Genomic DNA, 24,135 nt, shown 5'->3' on the forward strand with positions numbered 1-24,135 from the left:
AAATCATGCTTATCCATGTAGAAATAACAAGGAAAGTAGATATTTTTAAAGTAAATCAAAAAAACGGAGAGAAAATCTTGCTATCAATCTAAGAAAACTATAGAATATTTACATATGATACGAAGCGGAACAAATGTAAAAGGGAGTGTGGAAATGAATCAAAAGACGAGCGCGTATCGACAATTCAATGTGATTGATGATCTAGAAGCTCTGAAAAAGATGTGGGAAATTCGCATCTTTGAAGAAACAATCCAAGAGCTTTTTGATGCAGGAGAATTGCATGGTACGATGCACCTTTGTATTGGACAAGAAGCAACGGCTGTTGGTGGAGCGGGCATTTTAGACCAAAGTGACTGGATTGTTTCGACACATAGAAACCATGGTCATTGTATCGCAAAAGGAACAGATATCAGAAGTATGTTTGCTGAAATGCTCGGAAAGAAAACTGGAACAAATGAAGGCAAAGGTGGGAGTATGCACATTGCTGATTTGGATATGGGAAATCTGGGATCAAACGGCATTGTCGGAGCGGGCTTTCCAATTGCAGCTGGAGCTGCTTTAAGTGCGCAAATGCAAGGAACGAAGCAAGTTGTATTATGTTACGCTGGAGACGGTGCCACCAATGAAGGCAGTTTCCATGAAGCATTGAACTTGGCTTCTATTTGGCAGTTACCAGTTATTTATTTCATTGAAAATAACCAGTATGGAATGAGTAGTTCTATTGAACAAATGGTCAACATCCAGAAGCTTTCTGATCGAAGCAAAAGCTATGGTATCGAAGGTATAACAATTGACGGCAATGATTTATCCGTCGTATCAGAGACCGTTTCGCATGCAGTAGCTAAAGCTAGAAGTGGTGGTGGTCCAACCTTGATTGAAGCGTTAACTTATCGTCACAAGGGACATTCGAAATCAGATAAATTAAAGTATCGTTCCGAAGATGAGTGTCATGATTGGCAAGTAAATAACGATCCGATTTTACGTCTAGAAAACGAATTGATACAGAACAAGAGAATGAAAGAAGAGGAAATTCGGCAGTTGGAAATGTCGATCAGAAGAAATTTTTCTGATTTAGTCGCTTCTGTAAAAGGAGATAGTGAACCAACGATCAAGGATTTATGGACGCATGTCTATGCGGAGGCTGAAGTATGAGGACGATAACTTATCTACAAGCAATTAATGAAGCGTTGGATGAAGCTTTAAAAAAAGATGAACGTGTTTTTCTTTTAGGCGAAGATATTGGCGTTTACGGCGGCGGTTTTGGTGCTACTCAAGGACTTCAAGAAAAATATGGAAAAGAACGTGTTCGAGATACACCTATTTCAGAAAGTGCGATAGCAGGAGTTGCGGTGGGAGCAGCGATGACAGGGATGCGTCCAGTAATGGAATTACAATTTTCTGATTTCATTACTGTCGCCATGGATCAGTTAGTGAATCAAGCAGCCAAAATACATTATATGTACGGAGGTAAAGCCAGCGTTCCTTTAGTGATGAGAACAGCTTCTGGCTCAGGTACTGGAGCAGCAGCACAACATTCACAGAGTTTAGAAAACTGGATGGCGCATATACCTGGGCTCAAAGTCATCCAACCAACTACTGCTTATGATGCAAAAGGATTGCTCCATGCTGCAATCCAAGATAACAATCCGGTAATGTTTTATGAGCACAAACTTCTGTATAAAACAACCGGGTTTGTTCCGAAAGAACCGTACACCATCCCTATCGGTGTGGCTGATATTAAACGAAGGGGTTCAGATGTCACAATTATTGCAACCGGAATTATGGTCAATAAAGCGTTGGAAGCGGCTGAGATTTTACAAGAGAATAGTATTTCTGTTGAGGTGATCGACCCTAGGACTTTGGTTCCACTAGATGAAAAAACTATTTTGTCTTCTGTTAAAAAAACGAAACGAGTGATTGTGGCGACAGAAGCAGTTAAAAACAGTGGATTCAGTGCGGAAATCACCTCGATCATTGCCGAGTCTAATTGTGGGATGCTATTAAAGGCTCCGATTGTTCGTTTAGGTGGCGAGTTTGTTCCGATGCCAGCACAAAAACAACTAGAAGCTCATGCGACACCTCAGGTAGCTACAGTGGTAAACGCGGCTATACAACTAATAGCAGAAGTCGAGGCCTAAAAATGAAGATAAGTGAAAATCACAGAAAAATGCTGAAAATTGTGACGATGTACTACGAGCAAGGTCTAACTCAAGCCATAATTGCAAAAAAAATGGGGATTTCAAGACCGGTTATTTCAAAAATGTTACAACAGGCTAAAGAATCAGGAATTGTTTCAATTTCGATTAAAGATGAGTCTGCTTATGCAGTAGAACTTGGCTTGCGCTTAGAAAAAAAGTATCAGCTTGATGATGTGATCGTAATCCCTACAAATGAGCAAAAACAACACGAAATTGTAAAAAAAGAAGTGAGCAGGACAGCTGCTTACTATCTTAGGGAACGTTTAAAGCCTGAAATGGATATCGGACTATCTTGGGGGACGACATTAGCTGACTTGATTGATGAGATGCCGTATCAGTCCTTTCCAACCATCAACGTTTCACCGTTAGTTGGTGGAGTGTCCAGTGAGCATCTTTATTTCGATACAAATCATTTAGTCTTTCGATTAGCGGAAAAACTAAATAGTCGTTGCCAATATTTTTATGCGCCTGCTTTAGCGGAGAGTATAGAGTTGGCCAATATCTTAAACCAATCGCAACTAGTTGGACAGGCGTTAGAACAAGCAAAAAAAGTTGATTTAGCAATAATTGGAGTAGGGAACCCTAATCAGAGCTCAACCTGGAAACGTCTTGGCTATATCGGAACAAAGGAATTGCAAATCATAAGTAAAACAGGAGTCAAAGGCGATGCAGTAGCTTCCTTATTTGACAAAAATGGCCAAACAGTGAACAATGAAATAAGTAAGCGGATGCTAGGAATCAAAGTGGAAGATTTAGTGAACATACCAGAAGTAATGGTTATTGGTTGTGGTGAAGAGAAAGTTGACAGTATTCAGCCACTATTACTTGGTAAGTGTTGCACTATTTTAATTATTGATCAAAAGATTGCTGAAGCATTGATTGCCAGATAGACTAGTATATTAAGCTTTTATGTAATCCAAATTCATATGTTAAGTAATTTAGCTTTTAGATCTATTTGGCTTTGCAGGCTAGTTTGTCGAAAAAATTGAAAATAGAACGTGACAAAAAGCGTGACACGAGACTGAATGAGTCTAATACGCTTTTAATGAAGGAGAGTGCTTTTAATGGATTTATCACAAGGAACCCCCGTATCGATTCAGTTGAAGACGGTAGTTGATCAAGCGGGTGAAAAGAAAAACTTTTATTTTGATTTGGATGGTCAAATCGTGAAAATTGGCGATACTTTATATATTCGTTATAAAGAAGAGCAAGAAGAAGGAGAGGATGTTCCTGTAACAATCAAAGTTGAACCCGATGGAAAAATTCAATTGATTCGTGCCGGTGGTCTTAGAATGCGGCTAAAATTTGCTTATCAAGAACGCTTAGATACTAGTTATAAAACTCCTTATGGTTTATTTCAAATTACGACATTTACACGTAATTTGCGCTTCAGCCTCAAAGATCAACCGGTTGCAGGAAGCATTTTGATCGATTATGATTTGTATTCTCAAACCGAAAAAATCGGGGAATATCATTTGGAACTAGAATTTACAGCATAATTATGTAATAATCAATTGATTTTTTCTTCATGTTTTTGTATGATAAGGAGTAGACTGTGAAAGGACGTGTACCGTTTGGAAATTAATGTATTTGACGGGTTGAACAAAGATGAATTATCCATGATAGAAGTTGCGCACGCAATTTTAGAACAACGTGAAGATGTGATGGACTTCTCTGATTTAGTAAACCAAATTCAAAATTATCTTGGAAAATCTGACAGCGAAATTCGTGACTCTTTAGCACAATTTTATACTGACTTAAATATTGATGGCAGTTTTATCTCTCTTGGAGATAACCGTTGGGGCTTGCGCTCATGGTATCCAATCGATTCTATTGACGAAGAAGTAACACACGGTTTAGAAGAAGACGAAGAAGACAAACCACGCCGTAGAAAACGTAAGAAAGTCAATGCTTTCATTATTGATGCTAATGATGAAGATGTGATCGACTACAACGATGATGATCCGGAAGATGCTGAACTTACGGATGAAGATGACGACGATATTCTTTACGATGATGATGACGATGAAGAAGACGAAGAGATTAAAGCGTATAACTCAGATCTTCAAGAAATCGGTGCGGATTCTGATGATGAGGAAGAAGAATTGCCAGGAATTGAAGAAGATCTTACAATCATTGATGAAGATGATGTAGATGATGATTTTGATGATGAAGACGAATATGTGGATCCTGAAGAGGAAGCATAACGTCTCAATTGACGAGTGTTCTCATAATGAGGACATTCGTTTTTTAGTTAAATAGAAAAAATGAATGAAAATGATTGACAAATGGTCTATATCTTTGTAAACTATGTCTGTTAACAAAAATGAATAGCGTTTTCATGTGACTAGATAATACTAGGCATGGAAGAATTTCAAAAAAAATATGATATACTCATATTTTGACGGGATTGTTCTATGCTTTTTTTGTTGTCTTGGCACAAGATGGCGAACAATTTACTTCTGCAGAAGAGGAATGTTTATGAAAATCAAAAAGGTGCTTAATCAAAATGCTGTGCTCGTCATTGACGCTGGACAGGAAAAAGTCGCGGTTGGTAAAGGCGTGGGATTTAACAAAAAGAAAAATGATTTGTTATTCCCGCAACAAGTAGAAAGAATGTTTGTAATGGAACCTGATGGCTTGAGAAAGCTTCAAGTTTTATTATCGCAAATCGATGAAAAATATTTTTTTGTCACGGAAGAAATCATTGCTCATGCTGAAACGATCTTGGGTGAAAAATTGAATGAACATATCAATATTGGTTTAAGTGATCACATTGCATTTGCTGCAGAGAATATCCAAAATAATATTATTGTAAGAAATAAGCTTTTGAATGAAATTGAAATTCTTTATAGTGAAGAATTTTCAATTGCACAATGGGCAGTGGATTATTTGACGCAAACATTAGGCATTCCGTTTAGTTATGATGAAGCAGGGTATATCGCAATCCATATTCACAGTGCTCGCAGTGGTCGAACGGATAACAGTAAAAGTATTCGTGAAGTCACTATTGTTTCAGAAATTATTCATTTAATCGAGCAAGAATTAGGAATTAATATTCATGATGAAAAGATGAGCTTAAGCTATTCACGGCTAGTCAATCATCTACGCTTGTTTATTCACCGTTTTCAGCAAAGTCAGTATGCGGTTTTGGACGATGAAATTTTGGATGTTGTGCGTAAAAAATACGCAGAAAGTTACGAAATATCGAAAAAAGTTCAAGTTTTGTTAATGAGAAATTTTCACTACCAAGTACCAAATGAAGAATTGGGTTATCTTGCTATTCATATCGAACGGCTGAAGATGATCAAATAACAGACAAGGAGAGAGAGAAAAAAATGAAAGCGTATATGCAAAGAATGGGACGCTCGTTGATGCTTCCTGTAGCGGTATTGCCAGCTGCAGCAATTTTAATGGGTATTGGGTATTGGATCGATCCAAACGTAATGACAGGTTTAGGTGATCCAAATTTTCTATCTGTCTTTTTAGTTAAAGCTGGTGGTGCAATTATAGACAATCTACCTGTTTTATTCGCGGTAGGTTTAGCATTAGGTATGTCTAAAGATAAAGATGGGGCTGCAGCACTTAGTGGACTTGTTGCATTTTTAGTTGTAACAACGTTACTTTCAACTGCGGCAGTTGGCGCAATGAAAGGTATCCCAGTTGAACAAGTGGATCCTTCTTTTGCTAAAATTAGTAATGCATTTATCGGGATTTTATCAGGGCTAATCGCTGCATCAATGTACAATCGATTTAGCCAAGTGAAATTACCGATGGCTTTATCCTTCTTTAGTGGTAAACGACTAGTTCCAATTATGACAGCCTTAGCAATGTTAGTCGCTTCAGGCGTGTTGTTCTTCTTGTGGCCAATTGTTTTCTCTGGTTTAGTGACTTTTGGTGAGTCTATTTCTAAATTAGGTGCGGTAGGTGCTGGTCTTTATGGATTCTTTAACCGTTTATTGATCCCAACTGGCTTACACCATGCATTAAACTCAGTATTCTGGTTTGACGTAGCAGGTATCAACGATATCGGCAATTTCTTATCTGGTACTGGCGAAAAAGGAATCACAGGGATGTACCAAGCTGGTTTCTTCCCAATGATGATGTTTGGGTTGCCGGCAGGCGCTTATGCAATTTACCGCAACGCACGTCCAGAAAAGAAAAAAGCAACTGCATCATTGATGATTGCAGCAGCATTTGCTTCTTTCTTTACTGGTATCACTGAACCATTAGAATTTTCATTCATGTTCGTAGCATGGCCATTATACGTTTTACATGCAATTTTGACTGGGATTTCTTTATTCATTTCTGCATTCTTCCACTGGACAGCAGGTTTTGCTTTCAGTGCTGGTTTAGTCGATTTTGTGTTAAGCTTACGTAATCCGATTGCCAATCAACCTTATATGTTGATTGTTCAAGGGTTAGTTATGGCCGTTCTATACTTCTTTGTATTTGATTTTGCCATCAAAAAATTTAACTTGATGACTCCTGGTCGTGAAGAAGGTGACGGCGAAGAGACACCTGATATCGATACAACTGGCGATAATAAATTTGCAGTTTTAGCTAGTAAAATTTACCAAGGACTTGGTGGGGATGCTAACGTTACATCAATCGATAACTGTACAACTCGTTTACGTTTGACTGTTAGCGATACTGGCAAAGTTGATCAAGCAAAGATCAAAGCAACAGGCGTTCCTGGTGTGAAAGTAATTGATGATACAAATATTCAAGTAATCGTTGGGACAGAAGTGCAATTTGTAGCAGACGAAATGAATAAAATCCGCAATGGCGCAACTCCTGTTGCAAGTGAAACTGTAAAAAAGCCTGAAGTAAAAACAGAAGCACCAAAAGCAACTGCAAAAGAAACTGAATTATATGCTGTTGCAAACGGAAAAGCCATTCCAATTTCAGAAGTTCAAGATGATGTTTTCTCAGCTAAAATGATGGGAGACGGTTTTGCTGTTATCCCAACGGATGGTGAAGTAACAACACCTGTTTCAGGTGAAATCACAAGTATTTTTCCAACAAAACATGCTTTAGGAATCCAAACAGATTCTGGTATTGAAGTATTGTTACACATGGGATTAGATACAGTTGAGCTAAAAGGTGCTCCCTTTACTTTACACGTTGAAGAAGGTCAAGTATTGAAACAAGGCGATAAAATCGCAACAATCGATTTAGTAGCTTTAGAAGCTGCTGGTAAAAAATCTGATTTGATTGTTGTGTTCACAAATCAAGATGTTGTTGAAAGTTATGTTCTAACGAACGCAAATCAAACAGTTTCTGCTAATGAGTCAATTGGTAACGTAACTGTAAAATAAATAAAAAACTATTCAAGGTATTTCCCTTGGATAGTTTTTTTCTATTGTTGCAATATTATTTTTCTATGATAGGGTTAATGTATTAGTATTTTTATTATTTTTTTAAAAATAGCGCGATCATTTTTAAAATAAATAAAATTGATACTAAAAAGTGTTTGGAAAATTATATAGTTAAGTGAATACTCTCTAGTTAATAGGAGTAAGTGATTGATAGCGAATGAAGGTGATACTGTTATGAAAGAAAATACAGCACAATTATTGACGTTAATTCAAAAATCTCAAGTCAAAGATCTATCATTAGCTGATAGTATAGAGCTTCGCCGATTATCCGCTGAGTTTGCGAATGTGTGTGGTGAAATCGTTGAGAAAAAGATGGATCAGTTTTATAAGAAATAAACACTAGAATAAGTAGAATAGGTTGGGACAGAAGTGTTTAACTCCGAAAAATAAGAAGGAATTCACAAAAATTACTCTTCAAATTTTTGTGAATTTCGGCTTATTTCCGAAGGAGTTGCTTCTGCGCCCACCGTTTATTCGGTCACTAATAGCCTGAAACATAACCTTTTTAGTTATGTCCCAGGCTATTTTTTCCCATTGTTTTTTTTACTTATAAATAGTAAGCAAATAACTTGTGAATTCTTTTAAAAGGAATATAATAGCACTATAAAGGTCAGGGATGGTCAATTATCGATTGACTTTCAACTGTATCTTTAAAGAAAATAGGAGGTTTGTAAAATGGCAAAACAACATTATGACAGAAGTAAACCACATGTAAACATCGGCACGATCGGACATGTCGATCACGGAAAGACTACATTGACTGCTGCAATCACAACAGTACTAGGAAAAAAAGGCCTAGCAAACCCACAAGACTATGATAGTATTGATGCAGCTCCAGAAGAACGTGAACGTGGCATTACAATCAATACCTCGCATGTCGAATATGAAACAGAGGCTCGTCACTATGCTCATATTGATGCACCAGGTCACGCTGACTATGTTAAAAACATGATCACAGGTGCGGCACAAATGGACGGTGCCATTTTGGTAGTATCAGCAACAGATGGCCCTATGCCACAAACAAGAGAACATATTCTTTTATCACGCCAAGTAGGGGTAAAACATTTGATTGTGTTCCTTAATAAAATAGATTTAGTTGATGATGAAGAATTAATCGATCTTGTTGAAATGGAAGTTCGTGAATTGCTAAATGAATACAATTTTCCAGGAGATGACACGCCAATCATCAAAGGTTCTGCTTTAAAAGCTTTACAAGGTGATTCTACTGCAGAAGCTGCAATCATGGAGTTGATGGATACGGTGGATAACTATATTCCTACTCCAGAAAGAGATACAGATAAACCATTGTTATTGCCTGTGGAAGATGTTTTTTCAATCACTGGTCGCGGTACAGTTGCATCTGGACGGATCGATCGAGGGAAAGTAAGTGTTGGGGATGAAATCGAAATTGTCGGTATAAAACCAACTACGCAAAAAGCCGTGGTAACAGGAATTGAAATGTTCCGAAAAACGTTAGACTATGGTGAGGCTGGAGATAATGTTGGTGTTCTTTTGAGAGGAATTACTCGTGATGAAATTGAACGTGGACAAGTTATCGCAAAACCTGGTTCTATCACTCCACACACAAAATTTATTGCGGAAGTGTATGTTTTAACAAAAGAAGAAGGTGGAAGACACACACCATTCTTCACAAATTACCGCCCACAATTTTATTTCCGGACAACGGATGTAACAGGAGTGGTTGAATTACCAGAGGGAATTGAAATGGTGATGCCAGGAGACAATATAACAATTGATGTTGAATTGATCCATCCAATCGCAGTTGAGCAAGGAACAACATTTTCTATTCGTGAAGGCGGACGGACTGTTGGATCTGGTATGGTCACCGAAATAGAAAAATAGCAAAAACGGATGACGATAATTATTTTAAGGAATGGCATGTTAAAAGAGAAGGCACTGTTCCATTTCAAGTTATGAGGGACGTCAACGGAGCACACAAAGTCAGTATTCCGGGAACAGCATGTCTGAATGGCGAATTTGAACTAGTGACAAAATAAGAGGAGAGCCGGAATGATTTCAGCTCTCCTCTTATTCATTTATCGTTGATACCTATTTCTAAGAATCCGACGAACCCCGTGTATTTTCTTTTGTTTTTCAATCGGGGCATTATCTATGATCAATAAAGCAATCATCACATAAGCGATAAAACTTTTTCTTGAGTAAAGTGTATATCTAGATATCCATTCAGAAGCATACTTATTTTTGTAATCACGCAATCCTTGGAAAGAGTAAAAGCGTGACCCAAATTCGTAGACTAGATAAGCAATTCGTTCTTGAAAGAAGCTTTTTCTAGATGTTCCAACATTCGATAATGGTGCCATACCGAGATTAAAATAAGTAAACCCTTCCTCCTTCATATAATTGAATAATGAAATAAAGAGGTAATCCATCACACCGGAAGGAGCTTGTTTACTGTATCTCATCAAATCGATCGTACCTTCTTCTTTGGTGTAAGTCGGTATGATATTGGCAAAAGCGACAATTTGATCCTCTTGATTTTTCGTAACGGCCAGTTGTCCTCGTTGCAAATAACTTTCAGAGAAAAAGCCTAATGAGAAGCCTTTTTCTTTTCGACTGCCTAACCATTCATCTGAAACTTCTTTTAATTCCAACATCAATTCTTTGGAAAAGGGTGGCTGCAATACTTCGAATCGGTAATTTTCTTTTGCAAAACGATTCATAACAGCTCGCTCGCTTTTCATCTTTTTCCCTGATAATGTGAAATTCGGTAAGTCGACATGCGCTTCTTCGCCCATTTTTATGAAGTCATAACCAAATTCGTGTAAGAACATTACGATTTCTTCAGAAGTTTCATAAAAAACTGGTAGATAACCCCAGCGGTCTGCTTCATTAATGAACTGTTCCATCGCTACTGAAAAGTCTTCTTTTTTCCCGGAAGGATCACCCATGATGACACACTTATTATTAAGTGTTTTAAATTGTAACATCACCGTATCTTCACCAGTTTGATCTGTGTAGATATACATATCCTTGTCTTTAAGGAAAATCAGCTGACTATCCGTATTACCACCATAAGTATTCAAAAGAGCAAGGGCACGTTCTTCGTCTAATTGCATGCCCATTTTATGTCGTTTCCCTTCAAGATATCGAATGAAGAGATAACTGAATAATGTTACCAGCAGAATACCAATCAAGCCAGAAAACCAAATTTTTTCTGACGGAAAGAAAAAGAACGAAATAAAGTGATGCTTATGGTGAGGGAATGTTGGTAAATTATAAACACCAATCACAACATATAAAATCGTTAACGCTAGAAAAATAATTCCATCTACAGTGATCATTTCCCAAGAATAGACTAACTGTTCTCTGAATAGTTCTCGTTTTGAAAAAATGATTATGATTAGCAGAAGGCCTAGGAAAACAATAACACCCCAGCTAAAATCTTTGATAAACGTATAAACTAATGTGATGACTATTAACCCGATTGTCGGTAAATATGCCCGTTTGACTCTGGCCGCAATACCTCGTCCCATGATCAGCAATAGAAATCCTAATAAAATAGCAGGAAGTTGCGTGATAATATGAAACGAAAGTGGGTTTAATTTTTTCAACCAATCAAATTGGCTAAAGGCTTCGGGTATTGTAGCAGAAAGAACAATCATGATCCCTGAAAAGTACATGAGAAAAACGACAAATTTGTGTGCTAATTCAGTTGATAATTCTCTGGGAATACCAGAATAACGAGTATTTAAACTATGGCTTAGATTTTTTATAAAGAAGAGAATCCCAATCATAAATGGTACAATGTAATAAAATAGACGATAGAGTAGTATCCAAGCAATCACCACTTCTCGGTTGACGCCTAAAGCCGATAACCCAACAATCATCATGATATCAAAACTACCCAATTCACCTGGAATCATAGAGACGATCCCGATGACAGACGCCGCAATGAATAGCGGAATAATTTGAAGTGGATTTAAATGAATGCCCATTAATTGACCGATTAATAAAAAACTGCCTAAAACTCCTGTCCATTCTAAGAAGGACGTTAAAATAAGGCCTATACGTGTTTTATTGTCGATATCTCCAATATACTCATCTTTTTTGATCAGACTTGTAATCAAAATAACTGGAAAGTATAAGCTGCCACCTATCAGCCAAATCCAATATTGTTGCAAGTAATCATTTGTATGACCAAACAGGACTAAGAGAAAAGCAATCAAACTATAGATTGATAAACCAGACATGAGAAAAATCAAGATTTTCGACAAGGCTCTAACGACCTTTTTGCCATCTTTTTCTTTTCCGTAAAATTCTGATCGTAAACCGACACTGACTAATCCACCAAACCCAGCGATATTATTGATAGTATTGATCATCCAACTCGTTTCTATGAGAAAGGACTTTTTCGGTTTTTGTTCTAGTATTCTGTTGAGAATCACATCATAACCGATCATTGGAAAGACAGCGATTAGTCCAATCAACAACATCAATCCGATTTTCCACAGCGCAAGATCTTGAAAAATATCAGCGAGTTGATCGAAAGAAATTGTTTTTCCTATAGAAAGTAATTCTCTAAAAACAATTATCACTACTGAAAAAATAAAGATGGTTTTAAAGTAACTAGCATGATCTTTGATCCATTGAAGCATTTTTTTCATTTAATAGCACCTACTTTTCTTGTAAGAATGTTAAAATTTCTTGATTGAATGTTTCGGGGTCTTTTTTCGCAAAGGAATGTCCTTGCTTTGGTACCAAAACAAATGAAGCGTTTGGTATTTCTTTTGCTAGATAAAGTGAATGGGCTCGTTTGATGATATCATATTTTCCTACAATAACTAAGGTTTTTGCAGAGAACTGCTGTAAATCTGATTTAGAAACGCCGATATCACGCATCATTAAACAAACAGTTTGGAGCTTCTTATAGGCTTTGTCATTAAATAAGGCAACAAATTTTAGGAAAATATAGTGTATTGTTGTCGCTATCCTTATAGGGGAATAGACGCCACTTACTACGGTATTTCCAGCGTTTAGTACTAAACGGTGTATCTTTTCAGGATATTTTTTAGTGAAAACCATTGCCAAATTAGCGCCATCACTAAAGCCAATAATGTTCGCTTTGACAACCTGCTCTTGTTCCATGACAGAATATAGGTCTTCAGCCATCTGATCAAATGTCAGTTTATTGCTAGTGTTCGTTGAGCGTGCATGTCCACGACTATCAATAGTGAACACTGTGAAATAGCGACTAAACTCAGGTACTTGTTTTTCAAAATAGTCACCGCTACCGCCATTCCCATGAAGAAGAAATAAAGGAAATCCTTTGCCAGATATTTCATAATAAATCAGACTATTATCTGCTGTGACTAGCGTTCGTTTTTGTTTTTCCATACCGTTACCACCTTATTATTCTTAGTATATCGGTTTCTGCTCATATTTCAAACTGAAACGAATAAAATGATTTCGAGTACTTTATTAAAGAATAATAAAGAATTAGTCTTTTTTTAGATTTTTTTTACATAATAAAGTATGATAAAATCTACTCACAAAAAGTTTGGATGATAAAATGGGCAAATTGATGAAACTCACAAAAAGAATAGTACTATTGCTAGTTCTCTTACTAATTGTTGGGTTAGGATACTTTGGTTATAAGATTCGCCAAAATGTTCAGCAAGTGACGACTTACGAAGCTGAAGTAGAACAAGCAGTAAAAGAGAACAATATTCCCGAATACAAAAACTTAGTATTAGCAATTATTTACACGGAATCAAAAGGCCGTACGGAGGATTTGATGCAAAGCAGTGAAAGCGCGTATGGCAAACGACAAATGATTGGAACGACTAAAGAAAGCATTGATGCAGGAGTGGCTTTTTTAGCCCAGTCAATCAATCAAGCCAATGAGGCTGGCTGTGACATATGGACAGCAGTACAAGCCTATAACTTTGGCTTAGATTACATTTCATTTGTAAAAGAACGTGGTGGTAAAAATTCGATTCGTTTAGCAGAAGAATACTCAAAGGAAGTATTGTCTCCTTTATTAGGGAATACAGAACAAAAAACGTATCGTTACTATCGTCCACAGGCGCTTGTTTATAATGGTGGATTTCTATACAGTAACGGTGGCAATATGTTTTATGCTGATATCGTTAGGATGAATGAGCAGTTTATAAAGTGGCTAAAGTAATTTAAATACCAAAAACAATGATCCTTAAGAATATCGTCTACTAAAAAGTGCGAATTCTTAAGGATTTTCTTGAAGTTCTTTCTATTAACAAGTAAACTAAAGAGGATGTATTTTTAACAAGGAGAAAGTAGGGAACCGAATCCATGACAAATAAGTTTGATCTGAAACAAGGATTGACTCAACTAGAGGTTGAGGAACGAAAAAAGCAAGGACTACAAAATGACTATGAAGAAAATGTCGCTAAATCAACTAAGGACATTGTTTACGATAACGTCATGACATTGTTTAACTTTTTAAACTTTGGCATCGCACTTTGTCTGCTTTTTGTTGGAGCCTATTCCAATTTAGCATTTTTAGCGATTATTTTAGTAAATATGGGGATGGGAATTTATCAAGAAATCCATGCTAGAAATTTAGTGCAGAAATTATCGATTGTAGCTAAAGAAAGCGTGCATGTGATTCGTGATGGCAAAGAGATAGAAATCGATACCAAAGAATTAGTGATGGATGATCTTGTTGTGATTTCTGCTGGAGAGCAAGTTCCTTCTGATATGGAAGTGTTGGATGGGAAAGCCGAAGCCAATGAAGCTCTATTGACTGGTGAATCAGATCTGATTGAGAAAACTGAGGGAGATATTTTGTTATCTGGTAGTTTTCTAGCAAGTGGTCAAGTATATGGGAAAGTGATCCATGTTGGGGCCGATAATTATGCGGTCAAGATTACCGCAGAAGCCAAAGTCCACAAACCAATCCAGTCTGAATTGGTCAATTCAATTCGAAAAGTCTCTAAATTTACGAGTTTAGTGATTATTCCTTTGGGGATCATTTTATTTATAGAAGGCTTTATGATTCGTGACTCTGGTATAGAAGCGTCAGTAGTTGCATCAGCCGCCGCTTTACTTGGAATGTTGCCAAAAGGGCTGGTACTATTGATCAGTATCACGCTAACGACAGGCGTTGTAAAATTAGCCAAAAAACGTATTCTTGTTCAAGATATGTATTCAATTGAAACATTAGCTCATGTTGATACACTCTGTCTGGATAAGACGGGAACGATCACTGAAGGGAAAATGAAGGTTCAAAAGGTTGAAGTTTTACATGCAAACTATCATGAGAATTTTCCACAAATTATCGGTAGTTATCTAGCTGAAAGTACAGACAACAATATTACGATGCAGGCCATTCGAGATCATTTTGAATTGTCCAATCGTTTTGGTGCCGTCAAGACTTTACCGTTTTCATCTGAAAGAAAATGGGGTGCAATCGAGTTTAACGAATTAGGGACTGTTTATCTTGGGGCACCTGAAAAACTAGTCGCAGTTGACCGTTTGCCAAAAGAAGTGATTGAAGCACAAGAGAATGGTTACCGTGTGTTGATGTTGGGAATTGCGGAAAACATGCCATTGGACGAAGAGAATATGCCATATTTAGAACCATTAGCTGTTTTAGAAATCGATGATCCAATTCGTCAAAATGCCAATGAAACGTTAGCATATTTACGTGAAGAAGGGATCGACTTAAAAGTTATTTCTGGAGATAACCCTGTAACAGTTTCTAATATTGCTCGTCGTGCTGGATTATTCGGCTATGAGTCTTATATTGATATGTCAACGATGGAAACAGAAGCAGATATACGCCGAGCTGTTCATGATTACACTGTTTTTGGTCGAGTAACACCTCAACAAAAACGGACAATCGTTCGTGAATTAAAAGATAATGGTCATGTTGTTGCAATGACAGGGGATGGCGTTAATGATGTTCTCGCTTTAAGAGAAGCGGATTGCAGTATTGCGATGGCAGAAGGGGACGGAGCAACTAGACAGATTTCAAATTTAGTATTGTTAGACTCTGATTTCACAACATTGCCAGATGTATTGTTTGAAGGTAGACGTGTTGTGAACAATGTCACGAAAGTTGCAAGTGTATTTTTTATCAAAACAATCTATTCATTTATTCTATCAATGATTTGTGTGTTTACAACAATTGCATTTCCTTTCATCCCAATTCAAATCACATTGATCGATCTGGCAATCGAAGGGTATCCTGCATTCTTCTTATCATTTGAAAGTGATAAACGAAAAGTACGAGGTAAATTCTTACCGACGGCATTGAGAAATGCATCTGTTAATGCGGTTTTAGTCATATTAAATATCGTTGCGGTTTATTTGATGGGACAAAACCAGGATTTTACGCAAATGGAGACAACGACATTAATGTATTACTTATTGATCGGTATCAGTTGTATGGCGGTTGTTCGTGCGTGTTTGCCATTTAATCCATTAAGAATTTTCCTAGCTGTTACAACTGTTGGAGGTATTTATGTCGCTGCGATGCTGTTTCACAGCATTTTAGAAGTAGGATTCTTAAATCATCAGACATTACCGATTTTTGCAGTAATGATGCTTATTAATATTATTGTTCGAATCGTGATTGGTCTTTTCCAAATGAAACGTGCAGGAAAAACCATAAAAGATCTTTAAAATGGAGTAAAAAGTGTGGAAAATAGGGAGAGGTATTTATGAGCGGAGAATATCAAATGCGCAAGACTATCGGAAAATGTTTTCGGTCCCAAACAGATAATTTTAACGGCGTCATCCGAATATACGGCAGTCCATACATGTATCGTGTAATAAACGGCATCCCTGAAAAGGGTGCGATGTTGGAAGTCGTGGATTTTTCAAGTACCGAATTATTTGTAACTGTAAACAACTACTTATTCGAAAGTGATGTGAATTATATTGATAATCCTTAATATTCTAATTTTTATGATTATTCTTGTTCTAATTTTGGTTCTTATTTCAAAAATGGTGATCATTGTCCAGCAAGGTGAAGTAAAAATCGTTGAAAGTTTTGGTAAATATGTTAAAACAATCGATCCTGGACTACATTTTCTAATTCCGGTACTCTACAAAGTAAGAGGCAAAGTATCATTGAAACAAACGCCTTTGGAAATCGAATCACAAAGTGTGATTACTCGTGATAACGTAATCGTAGAGGTTGATGAAGCAATCAAATATCATGTGACGGATGTTCGTGCATTTGTTTATGATAATGAAGATTCTGTTACATCTATGATTCAAGATTGTCAGTCAAATCTACGTGGAATCATCGGGAAAATGGACTTGAATGAAGTGCTTAATGGAACAGAAGAGATTAACGTAAGCTTATTTGAAAGCGTCAAAGATATTACAGCAGGTTACGGATTATCGATTGACCGTATTAATATCGGTGAAATTTCAGTATCCGATGAAATTGTTAACTCAATGAATAAATTGATTACAGCCAGTCGTGATAAAGAGTCGACGATTACAATTTCAGAGGGTAGAAAACAATCCATTATATTAGACTCTGAAGCGAATGCATCGCAAATGCAGATCGATGCTGAAGCGCGTGCAAAACAAACGAAAATTGATGCCGAAGCACGTGCTGAACGAACAAAGATTGATGCGGATGCTGAAGCAGAAAGAATTCGTATAACAACAGAAGCTGAGAGACAGCGCATTTTAGCCTTGAATCAAGCAATTAAGGAAAGTGACTTAAATGAACAGGCCTTGGCATATTTGGGAATAGAAGCATTTAAACAAGTTGTTAGAAGTGACACAAATACAGTTATCCTACCAAGTAACATGACAGAACTAGGGAATATTCCTGTAGTTAAAGAGTTGTGGGATGCACAAGATAGTAAAGAGTAATTATAAATATGGTGTGGAGTAATCTACAAAATTGACAGAAAAAGCAGATGAACGTTATCTGTTTTTTTGTTTTCTTAAACTAATTCAGATTACCATATTTATTTTATGTAAACCTTTTTTAATAAAATCCAAGGTTTATGAAAATAAGAGTGCAATTTACTTGAAAATTATGTTTAGTATGATACAATGAAAGATGTGTAATTGTGTCTTTTGAAAGTCGCGCTGAAGTTTTCAGTGCTTTTTTACTGACTATCGCATAAATTAGCGTTTTGCTATTTTGGAGGTGAGAACAGTGGCACAAAGAATTCCTCAAGAAGTCATCGAGGAAGTGAGACAACGTACGAATATTGTTGATGTGGTTGGACAATATGTTCAATTGAAGAAATCCGGTAAGAATTATATGGGTCTTTGTCCGTTTCATGAAGAACGTTCCCCTTCATTTTCAGTAGCAGAAGACAAGCAAATTTTTCATTGCTTTGGCTGTGGAAAAGGTGGAACTGTTTTTAATTTTCTGCAGGAAATAGAAGGAATCACTTTTCCAGAGTCCGTACGAAGAGTGGCTGAATTAGAACAAATACCTGTCAATATCGACTGGGTCAATACAATGGAGTCAGAGGCATCAGAAAACGTACAGAATCGAAAATTGATCGAACTGCATAAAAAAGCTGCGGATTTATACCATCATGTCTTGATGAACACGCAAATTGGTGAACCTGCGTTAAATTATTTAATAGAGCGTGGTTTGACTAAAGAGCTCATTGAAACATTTAAAATTGGATTTGCTCCTCAAAAACGTGATTTTTTAAGCCAAGTATTTCAAAACGAAGAAGTAGCAGAACAGTTATCCAAAGAGTCTGGATTGTTCATACAAAGGGACAATGGTGAGTTTTTAGATCGTTTTTACCAACGTGTCATGTTTCCAATCACTGATGATCGTGGGAATGTAATAGCTTTTTCAGGAAGATTACTTAAAACAGAAGATTTTCCAGGGGACGATATGCCGAAGTATTTAAATAGTCCGGAAACTAATTTGTTTAATAAAAGAGATACCTTGTTTAACTTTGATAAAGCACGTAAAGAAATCAGAAAAGAAAATACTGTCTTTTTATTTGAAGGGTTTATGGATGTTATCGCAGCTTGGCAAGCAGGAATCACGAGTGGCGTCGCTTCTATGGGGACTAGTTTGACTAATGAACAGATCCGTAAACTTGAACGTGTAGCGAAAGAACTTGTGGTTTGTTACGATGGTGATACAGCTGGAGTAGAAGCGACAAATCGTGCTATTTCTTTGTTGAGTGAGCATAGTCGTTTTCAATTAAGTATCGTCAGTATTCCTGAAAAACTGGATCCAGATGAGTATTTAAGAAAATACGGTAGCGATTCATTTCGCGAGTTAGCACTTCATGGTCGTGAAACTGTTTTTAGTTTTAAAATGCACTACCATCGTTTAAATCGCAATATGAACAATGAAAAAGAACAACTGGATTATGTGAATGATTTACTGCAAGAATTGCTTTTGGTGCAATCACCATTAGAACGAGATCGGTATTTGAATCAGTTAGCACAAGAGTTTCAGTTATCATTTCATTCCCTAGAAGAGCAATTAAAGCAGCTAGAAACGCAACAACGCTCTACTAAGAGAAGGGAACGCCAGCAACAAACAGCACGACCGCCACAAATTTACGAGATCGACGATATGTTGGAGCCACCGGAGATGCTAGAAGAGAGTACTACTCCTCCGTCGGTCGAAAATAAATTACCGTTGACACAAGTAGAGAAAGCAGAGCGCACATTGTTGTATCGTTTAATGAATGAACAAAGCGTCAGAAATCAAGTCGTTCAGCTGCCAGAGTTTAATTTTGCCCATGATCATTACCAGGAGCTTTACTTGTTATTAGATAGTTACATGAGTATTCATTCTGAGTTTTTACTTGCTGATTTTATTGATTATCTAAAGGAAGAAACGATTAAGAAATTAGCGATTGATATTTCTTTACAGACAATTTCTGAAGAGAGTTCGGATCGTGAAATTGCCGATGTTATAAGAGTAATCGAAAATTCTAGCTTAGAAGATCAGATTAAAGAAAAACAACGGCAAAAAAAAGAAGCAGAACGTTTAGGGAATAAGCAGGTAGTAGATGAACTATCGATTGAAGTGATAAATCTAGTCAAACAATTGCAAAAAAGTCGTATACTGTCTTAATTTTCAGATGATGTATTTGACTATTATTTATATATTTAACCGAATGGAAAAATGAAGGGGGCCTTCTTTCATGGAAAAAGAAACAGAAAAAAAATATGCAGCTGCATTGGCAGCCTTTATCAAAGAAAACAAGCCTAAAGGCAATGTTTTTTACGATGATTTAACAAACACATTAGCAACACCATTTACATTGAATGCTGATGAAATGGAAAAGCTGATCCAAAAAGTTGAAGATGCTGGCATCAGTGTCGTTGATGAAAATGGTGATCCGAGTGAACATAGTCTAAAAAAAGACGAAAAAGTTGCTGAAAAAGCCCAAATGGAAGATTTATCTGCCCCGACTGGTGTTAAGATCAATGACCCAGTTCGTATGTATTTGAAAGAAATCGGACGTGTTCAATTATTAACGGCAGCAGAAGAAGTAGAATTAGCTTTAAAAATCGAAGAAGGCGACCAAGAAGCGAAACAACGTTTAGCAGAAGCTAACTTGCGATTAGTTGTTTCAATTGCAAAACGTTATGTTGGTCGTGGTATGCAATTTCTTGATTTGATTCAAGAAGGAAATATGGGTCTAATGAAGGCCGTTGAAAAATTTGATTATCGCAAAGGATTTAAGTTTTCAACTTATGCTACTTGGTGGATTCGTCAAGCAATCACTCGTGCAATCGCTGACCAAGCTAGAACGATCCGTATTCCTGTGCATATGGTTGAAACAATCAATAAATTGATCCGTATTCAACGTCAATTACTGCAAGATCTTGGTCGGGAACCAACACCGGAAGAAATCGGTGCAGAAATGGACCTACCAACTGAAAAAGTTCGTGAAATCTTGAAAATTGCTCAAGAACCAGTTTCATTGGAAACACCAATTGGTGAAGAAGATGACTCTCATCTTGGGGATTTCATTGAAGATCAAGATGCAACAAGTCCTGCTGAACATGCAGCTTACGAATTGCTGAAAGAACAACTAGAAGATGTACTTGATACCCTGACTGACCGTGAAGAAAATGTACTACGTTTACGTTTTGGTTTAGACGATGGTCGTACAAGAACATTGGAAGAGGTTGGTAAAGTGTTTGGTGTGACTCGCGAACGGATTCGTCAAATCGAAGCGAAAGCATTACGTAAATTACGCCATCCATCTCGTTCTAAACAATTAAAAGATTTTCTAGAATAAGAAGATTTTTTGAAACATTTGAACAGCTCTTTTCGATTTCTTTCGGAAAGGGCTGTTTTTAACAATCGTAACAAAAAAGTTAGATAGTACATATTGGAAGAAACGTGATTTTATGGTAGATTAGATTTACGAATGTGTAGAATGTGAGGCGGAATGAATGACGAAACAATGTCCGAATTGCGGAACAGAGTTAGACAATCAAGAAAAGGTCTGTCCCGAATGTGGTTATTCCTTTAAAGATAAAAAAATAATTGAAGACAAAAAACCAGAAAATAATACCAAAGATAAAAAAACAGAGGATACTTCTAATTTTTTGAATAAAGAAGAAAACGAAAATATTGAATGGTCAGAACTAAAAGATATGAGTATTGGCCATGTAATGACAATGTTTAATGAACAACAACCGGATGAAAAAAATAGTGAAATATCCATTGATGATGAAAAAGAAAAGATAGATGAAAAGGGCGATGAAACTGAAAACAGCGTTAATTCATCCGATAATAGAACAGATGAACTTGTAAATACTGCTGCTTTGGATCAGTACATCAATGAACATAAAAATGATAAATCGATTTCGAAAGCACCAACTGAAACAAAAAAGACTGTAGAAATCGATGAAAAATCAGAATTAGAAGAGGAATCTGTAACAATTGATGAAGAATCGAAATCAAAAGACAAAGGACAAGATGAAGTGAAATCAAATGAGTCAGATAAAAAAACAGAAGCGACGGATACTGAGACAGAAAAAGTAAATAATCAGATACCAAAAGAAGAAATTACAAAATTTACGAAACCCGCAGACAATTCTGCAGAAGCAAAAACTATTGGCCCTAAAGCTTTGCCTAGTGATACATCCGAGATCCCATCAAAAAGTAAAAAGCCTGAAGAGATTGAAATGGATGAAGCACCTATTTTCTTTAAAGATTCAGAAGAAGCTAAATCTGCTAAAAATCAGTTTAAGAAGCCTCTGGACGAAGCAACACCAACAAAAGAAATAAAAACTGAGCCTGTCAACACAACAACAGGTAAAAACTATAAAAAAATGTCAATCATTTTAGCGGCAGTTGTTGTACTTGCAGGAGGCTCATGGTTTGCCTATAGTCAGTCACAAAAGAAATCGTCAACGGGCACCCAAGTCGCGCAAAAACAAGAAAAATTAGCTGAACAGACTGAAAAAGAATTAAAAAGCTATTTTACAGATGACAAACAACTATTCTTGAAACCAGAAATGGTGAGTGTTGCGCCAAAGACTATCAAGGAAAATTTAGACACACTGAAAGAAGATTCCAGTTACAAAAATTTAGAGACTCTTTATAAAAAAGTCACAGATAAACAAGCTGCGATTACAAAAGTAAACGAATTATTTGCTGAACCAATCATTGATGGAAACAAATTAAAAGATGTAGCCATTAAAGCGGATAAAAAAGTTGATCTTAGTAAACGTGAAGAAAAAGATGCGTTTGATCAATTGCTAAATCAAGCAACAGATCAAGCTGTGAGCCAATATGATCAATTACAAAAAGCTAAAGCAGCAGTTGATGTATTTTATAAAAATAATGAACTGACTGATGCTTTGACAAGAGAAAATTATGCTACTGCAAAATCAGAAGTGGACAAAGTAAAAAGTGACACACTCCGTAAACCACTTAGCGAAACGTTGGTCAAAGCGGATAAATTATTGACGGATACAGAAGCAGCGATTGCTTCACAACAACAAGCATATGTAAATCAAACGCCAGCTGAAACAAATGAAACAGCTGCGACGGACGACCAAGGAAATAATGCGGAAACAACGACTGGTGTGCAGCCAGATTCAAATACATTTTCATCTCCAAACGCTCAAGGTATTTACACGGATCCTGTGTACTCAGTCAACGCAGCGGATGTTAGTGATATGAGTAATCCTGCATGGAGTTGGGCTCCTGGTGTTCAGGAAAAAGTGATTGCGACCTGTATTGAACGCGGCTATATCACTGCAGGCGGCTATTCCTTACAACCAGCGAGAATCATTAATGGAGAAGGATACTATAATTTATATGGATCAGACAATCAGTATCTAGTCACAATCAATGCAAAAACTGGCTGGTTCAAAGGAAACGCATCAAGAAACGCAGGAAGATAAAAATAACGCTTTCTGAGAAGGAAGGTGGGTCTGAGACATAACTCTTTGAGTTGTATCTCAGACCTTTTAAATCGGAATAAATACGTTTGTTTAACCTTCGTTGTCCTTCCGGATTAAATCAAAAAATCAATGACGATTGATTTCAGTACAAGGAGAAATGTATGGAAAAAAGAGAATATATAACCTTTAGAGAAGGTGTAAATGCTTGCGTACCGACAATTTTAGGGTATTTGGGTATTGGTATTGCGGTGGGGGTAGTTGGTAAAAATGTAGGTCTTTCACTTGTTGAGATCGCGCTGATGTCGATTTTAGTTTATGCCGGTGGAGCACAATTCATCATTTGTGGAATGTTGGCAATCCAGTCACCGATTTCAGCCATTATTTTCACGACTTTTTTAGTCAATTTACGTCACTTTTTGATGAGTATGTCAGTCGCTTCCTATTTTAAGAAAGAACCTCTGATTACAAGTATCGGGATCGGAACTCTCTTGACAGATGAATCATATGGTGTACTTATGACAGCGTTGTCGAATAACCATAGAGTCAGTTCCGCTTGGACTCACGGATTGAATATCACTGCTTACTTAACTTGGATTCTGTCAACGATCGTAGGTGGTTTGTTGGGGACGTGGATTCCGGACCCATATCTATTAGGCTTGGATTTCGCCCTAGTCGCAATGTTTGCAGGATTATTTATTTTACAAGTTGATGGACCTATGAAGAAATACACGAAAGAAACACTGATTGTTTTAGGTACAGTTTGTTTGTCACTATATTTATTTATGGGCTTTTTTTCGCCAGAACTTTCTGTTTTATTCGCGACACTTTTAGGATGTACAGTTGGGATGGTGAATCATCATGAGTAGCAATTATATTTTACTGACGATTTTAGGATGTTCAATCGTTACTTGGATTCCACGGATTTTTCCTTTTTTAATATCAAAACGAGTAGATTTTCCGGATTGGTTTCTTCGCTTTTTATCATATATTCCAATTTGTATCTTGACGGCACTCTTATTTCAGAGTATTTTAGAGGTTCAGGCAACAGGCTTTCCTAAAGTAAAAACGTTAGAAGCGTTAAGTTGTATTCCTACTTTACTTGTTGCTATTCGTACAAAGGATTTGATGAAGACAGTTGTAGTAGGAATTGTTACGATTGCACTATTACGTATTTTTTTAGGCTAAGTGCCAGA

General features: G+C 36.8%; 20 protein-coding genes. 18 read left to right on the plus strand and 2 right to left on the minus strand.

Translation table 11 applies throughout. From position 1 onward, the window contains the following. Positions 1 to 153 precede the first annotated feature (153 nt). From IGJ34_RS07585 to tuf, 9 genes are all read left to right on the plus strand, one after another. Entirely contained in the window at positions 154 to 1,152 is a 999-nt protein-coding gene (locus tag IGJ34_RS07585) for a thiamine pyrophosphate-dependent dehydrogenase E1 component subunit alpha (RefSeq protein ID WP_069653120.1), read from the plus strand. Further along, positions 1,149 to 2,138 (plus strand): alpha-ketoacid dehydrogenase subunit beta, encoded by a 990-nt coding sequence (locus IGJ34_RS07590; protein WP_430598496.1) that lies wholly within the window; start codon positions 1,149 to 1,151, stop codon positions 2,136 to 2,138. The genes IGJ34_RS07585 and IGJ34_RS07590 overlap by 4 nt, the downstream gene beginning before the upstream one ends. Positions 2,139 to 2,140: 2 nt before the next feature. Further along, complete coding sequence (locus IGJ34_RS07595) at positions 2,141 to 3,088, plus strand: sugar-binding transcriptional regulator (protein WP_206838581.1); 948 nt, start codon at positions 2,141 to 2,143, stop codon at positions 3,086 to 3,088. 174 nt (positions 3,089 to 3,262) lie between these two features. Continuing rightward, the gene (locus IGJ34_RS07600; RefSeq protein ID WP_430598497.1) at positions 3,263 to 3,697 is read left to right on the plus strand and encodes a DUF1934 domain-containing protein; all 435 of its coding nucleotides are present in this window, start codon (positions 3,263 to 3,265) and stop codon (positions 3,695 to 3,697) included. Between the two features lie 75 nt (positions 3,698 to 3,772). Then, positions 3,773 to 4,405, plus strand: a complete 633-nt coding sequence (gene rpoE, locus IGJ34_RS07605) for a DNA-directed RNA polymerase subunit delta (RefSeq protein ID WP_069653124.1) — start codon at positions 3,773 to 3,775, stop codon at positions 4,403 to 4,405. A gap of 274 nt (positions 4,406 to 4,679) precedes the next feature. Then, positions 4,680 to 5,513, plus strand: coding sequence for a PRD domain-containing protein (locus IGJ34_RS07610; protein WP_069653125.1), 834 nt, complete (start codon positions 4,680 to 4,682; stop codon positions 5,511 to 5,513). A 23-nt stretch (positions 5,514 to 5,536) separates the two neighbouring features. Then, positions 5,537 to 7,519, plus strand: a complete 1,983-nt coding sequence (nagE, locus tag IGJ34_RS07615; RefSeq protein WP_430598498.1) for an N-acetylglucosamine-specific PTS transporter subunit IIBC — start codon at positions 5,537 to 5,539, stop codon at positions 7,517 to 7,519. A gap of 207 nt (positions 7,520 to 7,726) precedes the next feature. Further along, positions 7,727 to 7,915 carry a hypothetical protein gene (locus tag IGJ34_RS07620; RefSeq protein ID WP_111247205.1) on the plus strand — a complete coding sequence of 63 codons (189 nt, stop codon included), beginning with the start codon at positions 7,727 to 7,729 and terminating at the stop codon, positions 7,913 to 7,915. Positions 7,916 to 8,254: 339 nt separating this feature from the next. Next, positions 8,255 to 9,442 carry an elongation factor Tu gene (gene tuf, locus IGJ34_RS07625; protein WP_430598499.1) on the plus strand — a complete coding sequence of 396 codons (1,188 nt, stop codon included), beginning with the start codon at positions 8,255 to 8,257 and terminating at the stop codon, positions 9,440 to 9,442. 194 nt (positions 9,443 to 9,636) lie between these two features. Here the strand turns inward: tuf and mprF are convergent, their stop codons facing one another. Beyond that, on the minus strand, positions 9,637 to 12,225 hold the full coding sequence (gene mprF, locus IGJ34_RS07630; RefSeq protein WP_430598500.1) for a bifunctional lysylphosphatidylglycerol flippase/synthetase MprF: 2,589 nt from the start codon (positions 12,223 to 12,225) through the stop codon (positions 9,637 to 9,639). Positions 12,226 to 12,235: 10 nt separating this feature from the next. Further along, positions 12,236 to 12,955 (minus strand): alpha/beta fold hydrolase, encoded by a 720-nt coding sequence (locus IGJ34_RS07635; RefSeq protein ID WP_069653130.1) that lies wholly within the window; start codon positions 12,953 to 12,955, stop codon positions 12,236 to 12,238. 175 nt (positions 12,956 to 13,130) lie between these two features. Here IGJ34_RS07635 and IGJ34_RS07640 point away from each other — a divergent pair, with 175 nt between their 5' ends. The 9 genes from IGJ34_RS07640 (at position 13,131) to IGJ34_RS07680 (ending at position 24,127) form a co-directional block, all read left to right on the plus strand. Continuing rightward, complete coding sequence (locus IGJ34_RS07640) at positions 13,131 to 13,748, plus strand: lysozyme family protein (RefSeq protein WP_069653131.1); 618 nt, start codon at positions 13,131 to 13,133, stop codon at positions 13,746 to 13,748. A gap of 143 nt (positions 13,749 to 13,891) precedes the next feature. Continuing rightward, positions 13,892 to 16,228 (plus strand): cation-translocating P-type ATPase, encoded by a 2,337-nt coding sequence (locus IGJ34_RS07645; protein ID WP_430598501.1) that lies wholly within the window; start codon positions 13,892 to 13,894, stop codon positions 16,226 to 16,228. A gap of 38 nt (positions 16,229 to 16,266) precedes the next feature. Next, a complete protein-coding gene (locus IGJ34_RS07650) occupies positions 16,267 to 16,500 on the plus strand; it encodes a hypothetical protein (protein WP_084013189.1) in 234 nt (77 codons plus the stop codon). Between the two features lie 52 nt (positions 16,501 to 16,552). Then, a complete protein-coding gene (locus tag IGJ34_RS07655; protein ID WP_373681194.1) occupies positions 16,553 to 17,440 on the plus strand; it encodes an SPFH domain-containing protein in 888 nt (295 codons plus the stop codon). A 292-nt stretch (positions 17,441 to 17,732) separates the two neighbouring features. Continuing rightward, positions 17,733 to 19,643, plus strand: coding sequence for a DNA primase (gene dnaG, locus IGJ34_RS07660; RefSeq protein ID WP_206850210.1), 1,911 nt, complete (start codon positions 17,733 to 17,735; stop codon positions 19,641 to 19,643). A 70-nt stretch (positions 19,644 to 19,713) separates the two neighbouring features. Beyond that, positions 19,714 to 20,820 (plus strand): RNA polymerase sigma factor RpoD, encoded by a 1,107-nt coding sequence (gene rpoD, locus IGJ34_RS07665; protein WP_069653135.1) that lies wholly within the window; start codon positions 19,714 to 19,716, stop codon positions 20,818 to 20,820. A 157-nt stretch (positions 20,821 to 20,977) separates the two neighbouring features. After that, positions 20,978 to 22,942, plus strand: coding sequence for a cell division site-positioning protein MapZ family protein (locus tag IGJ34_RS07670; protein ID WP_430598502.1), 1,965 nt, complete (start codon positions 20,978 to 20,980; stop codon positions 22,940 to 22,942). Between the two features lie 161 nt (positions 22,943 to 23,103). Further along, entirely contained in the window at positions 23,104 to 23,808 is a 705-nt protein-coding gene (locus IGJ34_RS07675) for an AzlC family ABC transporter permease (protein WP_111247199.1), read from the plus strand. Further along, on the plus strand, positions 23,801 to 24,127 hold the full coding sequence (locus IGJ34_RS07680; RefSeq protein ID WP_069653138.1) for an AzlD domain-containing protein: 327 nt from the start codon (positions 23,801 to 23,803) through the stop codon (positions 24,125 to 24,127). The genes IGJ34_RS07675 and IGJ34_RS07680 overlap by 8 nt, the downstream gene beginning before the upstream one ends. Positions 24,128 to 24,135 lie beyond the last annotated feature (8 nt).

The organism is Enterococcus sp. AZ177 (genome assembly GCF_050544585.1).
GTDB lineage: Bacteria > Bacillota > Bacilli > Lactobacillales > Enterococcaceae > Enterococcus_L > Enterococcus_L plantarum.